Source organism: Ruegeria sp. BHSA163 (assembly GCF_059613365.1).
This window is the reverse complement of sequence record NZ_JBXWSJ010000102.1, coordinates 1-6,878: the sequence shown is the minus strand read 5'-3', so window position 1 is coordinate 6,878 and position 6,878 is coordinate 1. Positions and strand designations below refer to the sequence as shown.

General features: G+C 52.7%; 9 protein-coding genes. 5 read left to right on the top strand and 4 right to left on the bottom strand.

Annotated features, from left to right (window positions below):
• Nucleotides 1–119 precede the first annotated feature (119 nt).
• Nucleotides 120–770: an adenylate/guanylate cyclase domain-containing protein gene (locus tag AC2FNV_RS22985; protein ID WP_170609121.1), complete on the top strand. Its 651-nt coding sequence runs from the start codon at nt 120–122 to the stop codon at nt 768–770.
• Between the two features lie 64 nt (nt 771–834).
• Here AC2FNV_RS22985 and AC2FNV_RS22980 read toward each other — a convergent pair whose 3' ends face one another.
• The 3 genes from AC2FNV_RS22980 to AC2FNV_RS22970 all read right to left on the bottom strand — a co-directional run bounded on the left by AC2FNV_RS22980 (nt 835) and on the right by AC2FNV_RS22970 (nt 4,214).
• Nucleotides 835–1,665 (bottom strand): class I SAM-dependent methyltransferase, encoded by an 831-nt coding sequence (locus AC2FNV_RS22980; protein ID WP_170609117.1) that lies wholly within the window; start codon nt 1,663–1,665, stop codon nt 835–837.
• Nucleotides 1,666–1,997: 332 nt separating this feature from the next.
• Nucleotides 1,998–3,740: an adenylate/guanylate cyclase domain-containing protein gene (locus AC2FNV_RS22975; RefSeq protein WP_170609115.1), complete on the bottom strand. Its 1,743-nt coding sequence runs from the start codon at nt 3,738–3,740 to the stop codon at nt 1,998–2,000.
• 231 nt (nt 3,741–3,971) lie between these two features.
• Nucleotides 3,972–4,214 (bottom strand): hypothetical protein, encoded by a 243-nt coding sequence (locus tag AC2FNV_RS22970; RefSeq protein WP_496774640.1) that lies wholly within the window; start codon nt 4,212–4,214, stop codon nt 3,972–3,974.
• Nucleotides 4,215–4,410: 196 nt separating this feature from the next.
• Here AC2FNV_RS22970 and AC2FNV_RS22965 point away from each other — a divergent pair, with 196 nt between their 5' ends.
• Genes AC2FNV_RS22965 through AC2FNV_RS22950 form a run of 4 tightly spaced genes read left to right on the top strand, consistent with a single transcriptional unit; the run spans nt 4,411 to nt 5,950 of the window.
• Complete coding sequence (locus AC2FNV_RS22965; RefSeq protein ID WP_496774638.1) at nt 4,411–4,911, top strand: Dps family protein; 501 nt, start codon at nt 4,411–4,413, stop codon at nt 4,909–4,911.
• Between the two features lie 50 nt (nt 4,912–4,961).
• A complete protein-coding gene (locus AC2FNV_RS22960) occupies nt 4,962–5,246 on the top strand; it encodes a sll1863 family stress response protein (RefSeq protein WP_170611242.1) in 285 nt (94 codons plus the stop codon).
• A 53-nt stretch (nt 5,247–5,299) separates the two neighbouring features.
• Entirely contained in the window at nt 5,300–5,446 is a 147-nt protein-coding gene (locus tag AC2FNV_RS22955; RefSeq protein WP_170609111.1) for a hypothetical protein, read from the top strand.
• A 30-nt stretch (nt 5,447–5,476) separates the two neighbouring features.
• Entirely contained in the window at nt 5,477–5,950 is a 474-nt protein-coding gene (locus tag AC2FNV_RS22950; protein ID WP_170609109.1) for a DUF427 domain-containing protein, read from the top strand.
• Nucleotides 5,951–6,107: 157 nt separating this feature from the next.
• On the opposite strand, the gene AC2FNV_RS22945 is transcribed toward AC2FNV_RS22950, so the two are convergent.
• On the bottom strand, nt 6,108–6,560 hold the full coding sequence (locus AC2FNV_RS22945; RefSeq protein WP_367648226.1) for a thiol-disulfide oxidoreductase DCC family protein: 453 nt from the start codon (nt 6,558–6,560) through the stop codon (nt 6,108–6,110).
• Between the last annotated feature and the right edge of the window lie 318 nt (nt 6,561–6,878).

The following is a 6,878-nucleotide window of genomic DNA, read 5'->3' as shown; positions in this document are numbered from 1 at the left end:
CTTCAAGCTGACACGTAGCGCTGCTCTTAACGAGTGGCGCGAACTTGGCGCGGGATAAAGGACAGCCTCACTGGTCTACCAGAGACGAGTTCGAATTCGTCTGACAGCACCTTTCCGAGATTACAGATCAGCTTGAAGCAGAGGAACTGACTTCGTTGCTGAACGAGTATCTGTCGGAAATGTCCAAGATCGCTCAGCGACACGGCGCATATTTCGACAAGTTCATTGGGGACGCGATGATGCTGTATTTTGGCGAACCCGAAAGCCTGGGCGCAAAGGAAGATGCAGCTGCTTGCGTTCGGATGGCGATCGATATGCAACGCGCCTTGAACGATCTGCAAACTGGATGGCGGCGCAAAGGCTTGATTGATCGACCATTTCAGGCTCGCATAGGCATCAATACGGGCTACTGCACAATAGGCAATTTCGGTTCCAATGATCGGATGGATTACACTGCGATTGGGCGAGAAGTGAATCTTGCTGCAAGGCTTGAGGCTGAGTGCGATCCAGGAGGCATATTACTGGCAGCGGAAACCTATTCTTTGGTGACAGATTGGCTCTCGGTTGAAGAGCGTGAGCCGGTTCAGGTGAAAGGATTTCAGAATCCGATCCGCACTTACGCGGCAACAGCGATCTACGAAGCCGCTGCGCGACAGAGCCGCATCATTCACGAGGAGGACGAGGGCTACACCCTTACTGTGGACCAGGATCGCATAAGCGCGGAAGCCATCCGTCGGCTAAAGTCCGTTATTTCTGATTTAGGCGACTAAACATTAAGCGTTTGTCGCTCAGAAGTATTTGACTAGACCGTACAACCACCAGATGGACCGTCGTCTAAACTGGCAGGCGTGCGTGAATTTCAATTGGGGCAATCAAACCACGTTCGATGTTCCGAACCATGTGTTGAACCTTAAGCGCAGTGTCTTCGCCCATGATAAGATGAAGACCCAAAGGTGGAGGGCCATCTGAACGGCTTTGCGCAGCTGCCAGATCGGCGAAGAACTGTTTGGCAAATTCCGTGCGGTCGATCCGGTCACTCACCTTGAAACCAACGGACTTCAAAGCAGCCTCATACGTCTCCGGTGGCGCAAGTGCGCTTTGACCTGAGGAAGAAGCCCAAGGCGCCGGATAGTCCATTTGTCCCTCTCCGACTTGCATCACATCGTAAATTGCAAAGATTCCTCCTGGCTTGAGGACCCGTTTCGCCTCGCGCGCTATGCCTACTTTGTCCGCGATGTTCATGCCAACGTGGATCATATAAGCGGCGTCCATTGAACCAGCTTCTAGCGGCAAATCGAGCACGCTGCCTTCGATAAGTTGAACCCGATCCGATAACCCGGTCCATTCAGTGAGTGTCCTTCCGGTTTCCACAAACTCAGCGGTCAAATCAACGCCGGTTACGTGCGCTCCGGTAGCTGCCGCGACATAGCGCGCCGGACCGCCGAGACCGCATCCAAAATCGATAACCCGGCTTTCGGGCGTAAGGCCAAGAGCCTTTACAAACGGTTCGGTTGCGAGGCGCCCACCAATGTGAAACTCGTCAACCGGAGCCAAAGCGTCGTGGGAAATCGGTGGGGTCAAGTTTAGTGCTGCGCATCCATCGGAAATCCGCTTGAGCAAGTGACCGGAATGGTAATGGTGCTCGACTTCATTGGGATTAGTCATTTCGAAGCCTCCCTAATCATTTCCGCAACACTATACAAAGCGACCCGACATGTCAGCTTCGTCCGCAACTCGGTCCTTCGCAGCAACCGTGCGAACGTCTGCACCGAGCCCATAGCTGACGCTTTAGTAATTGCCGGAACAGGTGAACTACGCGGACATTTACAGCAAGTTCTCGGTCGACGCGCTAGTGTCATCTTTCGGTTTGAAGAGTGCGCAAAACAGAGAGCAACTGCGCTCTGCACTCGTAGAGGCAGGATTTTAGACGCTCAATGAAAATTTCCGACTGACCGCTTAGAGCCCAAAGTCGTTTCGTTGTGACTCGCGATTTCCGCCTAGAGAGATAGCCCCGCCCTATGCAAACCGGTAGCCAGCAGCTCGAAATCTTCCGGTCGACGCCACATGCTTTCAAAGCCTCGTGCAAGCGTAGCAATATTTTCTTCGGCCAATTCAATGCCTCGGCTTCCAAACTCATCGCTACGTTCCGAAACAAAGTCCTTCAAGGCTTCCGCAGCCTCAGTTGGCCGTCCAAGGTGTGCATAAGAAGCCGCTACGAAAGCTGCGGCTAAAGAGTTGAGGCGAGCCTCGCCAATCAGCAAGCCGAGTGCAGCCTCGAAGTTTCCACAAAAGAATTCCACTTGTCCCATGATCCAATCTATGGCCGGCGGATGTAGCGGGTCCAATCGCATCGCTTCTGATACGACCTCAAGCGCCTTTTCGTGCCTTCCCAACAAAAGAAATGCATAGCCACACCATGCCATGGACTCTGCTTCGTTTTCGATCAGCGCGAGCGTTTTCTCAAACTGTGCGTCGGCTTCATCCCAGAGCTTGGCGCAAAGATAAGCAAACCCAAGTTGGTCCTGAATGTAGGGGTCCCGGTTATCCAGCGCCGCGCCCTTCCGTGCAATGTTTAATGCGTGGTCAGGAGCATCTGAGTCAGCCAGTCCCAACCAGAGGTCGATTACATAGGTGTCCGAGAGGTACATATAGGATCGCGCAATAGACGGATCGAGTGCGACTGCCCGTTCCAGCAAAGCGCGAGCTTTTGCCGTATCTCTGGCATTTAGACCGTCGCGAAGAGCCTTGCTTCTCAGCATCAAGTCATAGGCCTTCATCTCGTCCGCTGGTTTCTGCGCCGAGCGATCGACAAAATCGTGTTGCACTCGCCCGGGAAGTACCGCCACGATGCTGCGGGCGACTTCATCCTGAACGGATAAGATGTCTTCCAATTCGCGGTCGTAGCGTTCTGACCACAACTGCGCACCAGTGACGGCATCGGCGAGCTGCACGGAAATCCTTACCCGACTTCCAGCTTTTCGGACACTGCCTTCAACGAGATAGTCAGCACCTAAAGCTGTGGCTATTTCAGCTGGATACATGTCTTGTGCTCTGAACCGGAACGACGCGTTCCTCGAAATAACCTGAAGCGTACGAAAGCGCGACAAACCAGTGATAATGTCTTCCGCGATACCGTCGCTGAAAAAAGTCTGCTCCGGGTCGTCGCTCATGTTGTGTAGCGGCAGAACCGCGATGGCGGCTTTCTTGACGGCTGCCGGTTTCGGCGGTTCAGCATTTTCTCGTTTCCCTCCTGCGATGCGCCAAGCGCGCAACGGCTCAGAAACATTTTTGACGGAATGCGTGCCTGTGTCCTCCCAAGCAACCGGAATTCGGTTGCCGACAACGCGATAAACAGCTTCGGACACGAGTACATCTCCCGGGTTCGCCAGCTGCTCCAATCGAGACGCGAGGTTAACGCCAGAACCGAAGACATCACCATCCTGCATGATGATGTCACCGAGATTTATGCCGATGCGGAATTGTATCGGGTCGGGTTCTTCCGGGGGGTTCTGTTGCCATTCAACCGCACAAGAAACTGCATCCGCGGCACTGCTGAAATTGGCCAGAAGGCCATCACCCATTAGTTTAACGATACGCCCGCGGTGACGTTTTATGAGAGGCGCAATTGTCTCATCTATTCTAGCAGACAAGGCGGAAAGTGTGCCTGACTCGTCTTGCTCCATCCGCCTCGTATAGCCGACCATGTCAGCTGCGAGAATTGCTGCAAGTTGGCGCTCCACACTGTTCCTCCTGTCCCCTGCATATCGGTCGTAGAGCAACAAAACCATTCGAAACTGACAAGCCGGCTTCGCAACTGTGCAATAACGACCGAAGTGTCCGCGTAGCAGTCGTACAAGAAAGTTGCTACGTACGAACGCGTCGAACGCAAAGCAGAAGTTTAAGCAAGGTCGAAGACGAAGCGCTTTTCCGCTGAGCCGAGATCTCCTTAAGACTTACTGATTACTTTCCAATCATTCGTCCACGACACGAAATTCACCAGATGGCGCGTCCGTAGGAGGCTCATCGAACTCGTTGGAGATAAGTCCGCGACGAATGAGCTCTCGGATTGCGGCCGCTCTGGATGGCAACCTGTTCTCAAATCTCCAGTCATCAATGGCTTTGAGCTCTTCGAGGTCAAGCATTAACTGAAGTTTCTCGGTGCGCTTGGGTGGTCGACCTTGATCTGACACTGACATGACCTCAGTAGCTTCCATCACTTACTCCAAGCATGTATGGCAATGTGCCTGTGTGTCTACATGATTGTTGGCATGCTGTGTGAGGCATGTAGGGTCATGATTGTCATGAAGAGCCCTAAGGTGCGCAGGATGAGTACTTTAAGTATATGATTTTATTTGAAAAATCACTTTTACATCCTAATTGTAACTCCATAAGCAACGCAACGGAGTGAAAATGATACAGCAAGTCTTAAAATCTGAAGTGCAGGAAGAAGTGAACGAAACGGGTATCGATAAGAATGCTTGGATCGCCAACGCCGTCACTGAAGTATTGGCAGACACCATGGTGCTGATGGTGAAGACACAGGGAACCCACTGGAATGTTGTGGGTCCGCTATTCCTGCCGATCCATGAGCTTACCGAGCGTCACTATCATGACCTATTCGAGGCTGCTGATGCATTGGCCGAGCGTGTTCGCGCTCTGGGTCAGGTTGCACCGATTTCGTTCACGGACATGATAAGTCAAGCCAAGCTGACCGAAGAAGAGACGATCAAAGACGCAGAAGGCATGATCAAACAATTGATCGCGGACCACGAGGCGATGGCGCGGAACCTGCGCGAGACCGCGACGACCGCTGCCCGGTACGGCGATGGGGCAACAGAGGACCTGATGAACGCCAGGATGGCGAAGCATGAGGAAGCGGTCTGGATGCTCAAGGCGATCGCCACGGCATAATTTGCTGCTGCCATTTTTCGGGTTCACCGATTTTGATGAAAGGGAAAAAGATGACACGTGTTGGGTATGAGAAAAAAGCACAGCTGCAACTGGATAGTTGGAATGCACAGATTGACGCTCTTGAGGCCAAGTTAAAGGTGGCCGAAGCGTATGCGAAACTGGAGCTCGAGGAACAGCTCAGCACGCTCCACAAAGCGAAGTCTGATGCAGAGGCTCAGCTGGAAGAGTTGAAGTCCACCAGCGAAGAAGCCTGGGAAGATGTCAAGGAAGGTTATGAGGCAGCGTGGAACGATATGAAGAGCGCTCTGAAACATGCTGCCGACCGGTTCGCTTAAGACAGAATCCATGGGATCTTCGACCAAAGCTAGTTTTGTGAATGGGGGCCTTAATGCGATCAACTAAGGATTTTCTGAGGTTTTTTCGCGGGTTCCTGACCATCCCTGCTGCCATAAGTCTTTCCGGGCTTTTGGTGGCTGGGATTGTCTTCAAGATTGAAAAAACACTGTCGAGCTGGGGTTGGTGGGCCGCTGATTGAAAGCTATGAGGGTACCGTAGTTGGTTCTTAATGACATTTCTCAAGATCGAAAACGTTCAGGACTATCCGCGACCTCCAGTGTTGGAACCAGTGCAGCAGTCCATTCGTGTCGAGTTTGGCGGTGAAACAATCGTAGAAACCGACAATACATTTCGGGTGCTCGAAACCCACCACGCCCCAACTTACTACATCCACAAGGATGCCGTAGATGCCATTCTGATCCAGACCGCTGGTCGATCATACTGCGAGTGGAAAGGCGTTGCGACTTACTGGGACATTCAGAGCGGGGCAGTCAAGGCCACAAAAGCTGCATGGAGTTACGCGGCACCGACCAAGGGTTTTGAGCAAATAAAGGGCTACATCGCCTTTTACGCCGGGCTTATGGACGCTTGTTTTGTTGGCGAGCATCGAGTGATTCCGCAACGTGGGGACTTCTACGGAGGCTGGATCACTGAAAATTTGAATGGTCAAATTAAGGGTGCTCCTGGCACGGAGCTTTGGTGAGAATTGGTGACCGACCCTAAACCCTCGTCCAACCCTGTGGCTGTTCGGTGCCTGTGAAGACGCTTCTTGCAAAGTACGTCATCTGAATGGTCACCATTCTCCTTAACCCTGTTGAACGGCCAGATCAGACATTTGAAATGGCTTTCGTCAGGGCGGATCATGTCAACGTATCTGTATGGTTGACTGGCTTCACCCCCATCCAACACGCGATCCGGAAAAGTGTCGATCTAAGAGGTAGGAAGCCCCGATATGCAAGCTCCAGCAGAGGCATGACACCCGGCAAACGCGCCACACGTGCCAACCAACGCCATTTGGGCAGAGCGTCCCAGAGTTCCACGAACCCGCGCGCACCGGATACCAGTTCTCCATCTGATCGACGCACATGGAACCGGCTCATCGCATCCTGCCGCGTTAGATCATCACTAACGCGACCACCTGCTTTTGAGACGTCGAGAAAATGCAACCGATCAGCGCCTTCGCAAGAGGCGTAGTGACCAATCTCAACAGAGCAAAGCGGACAAGATCCGTCGTAGTAAACCGTAGTGCCGTATTGATTGACTTCGGCTTCAACCAATTTGACCGCAGCGACAGCCTTGTCCGTTTTATGCACTTTGTTTTACCTCATCCGTGGGGCCTCGCCCGTCCATCTGTAAGAGCTAGCGCACAATACGAAGAAACGAGGGAGCAGCCGGGGAAAACAGATGCGGTATGAGGCCGCAACTTGGGATACAGTTGGCCAAGTTTAACGGCGGGTTTGTCCGCATAGTGGTCATATGTGCTATTTCGGCCAACGTCTGCTTCGAGCCCATGGCGGCCGTTAATCTAGCTGGTTTGACTTAAATCATACCGCGTTTGCCGACGCCCGCTAAACTGCCCGTCCTATTAAACTGGATGGGAGAAAATTCGATGACCAAACGCAACTGGTTAC

Bases quoted from the DNA above. Each gene is read 5' to 3' on its own strand.
- AC2FNV_RS22970 (WP_496774640.1), bottom strand. From the start codon at position 4,214: ATGGAAGCTACTGAGGTCATGTCAGTGTCAGATCAAGGTCGACCACCC.
- AC2FNV_RS22960 (WP_170611242.1), top strand. From the start codon at position 4,962: ATGACACGTGTTGGGTATGAGAAAAAAGCACAGCTGCAACTGGATAGT.
- AC2FNV_RS22955 (WP_170609111.1), top strand. From the start codon at position 5,300: ATGCGATCAACTAAGGATTTTCTGAGGTTTTTTCGCGGGTTCCTGACC.
- AC2FNV_RS22950 (WP_170609109.1), top strand. From the start codon at position 5,477: ATGACATTTCTCAAGATCGAAAACGTTCAGGACTATCCGCGACCTCCA.
- AC2FNV_RS22965 (WP_496774638.1), top strand. From the start codon at position 4,411: ATGATACAGCAAGTCTTAAAATCTGAAGTGCAGGAAGAAGTGAACGAA.
- AC2FNV_RS22980 (WP_170609117.1), bottom strand. From the start codon at position 1,665: ATGACTAATCCCAATGAAGTCGAGCACCATTACCATTCCGGTCACTTG.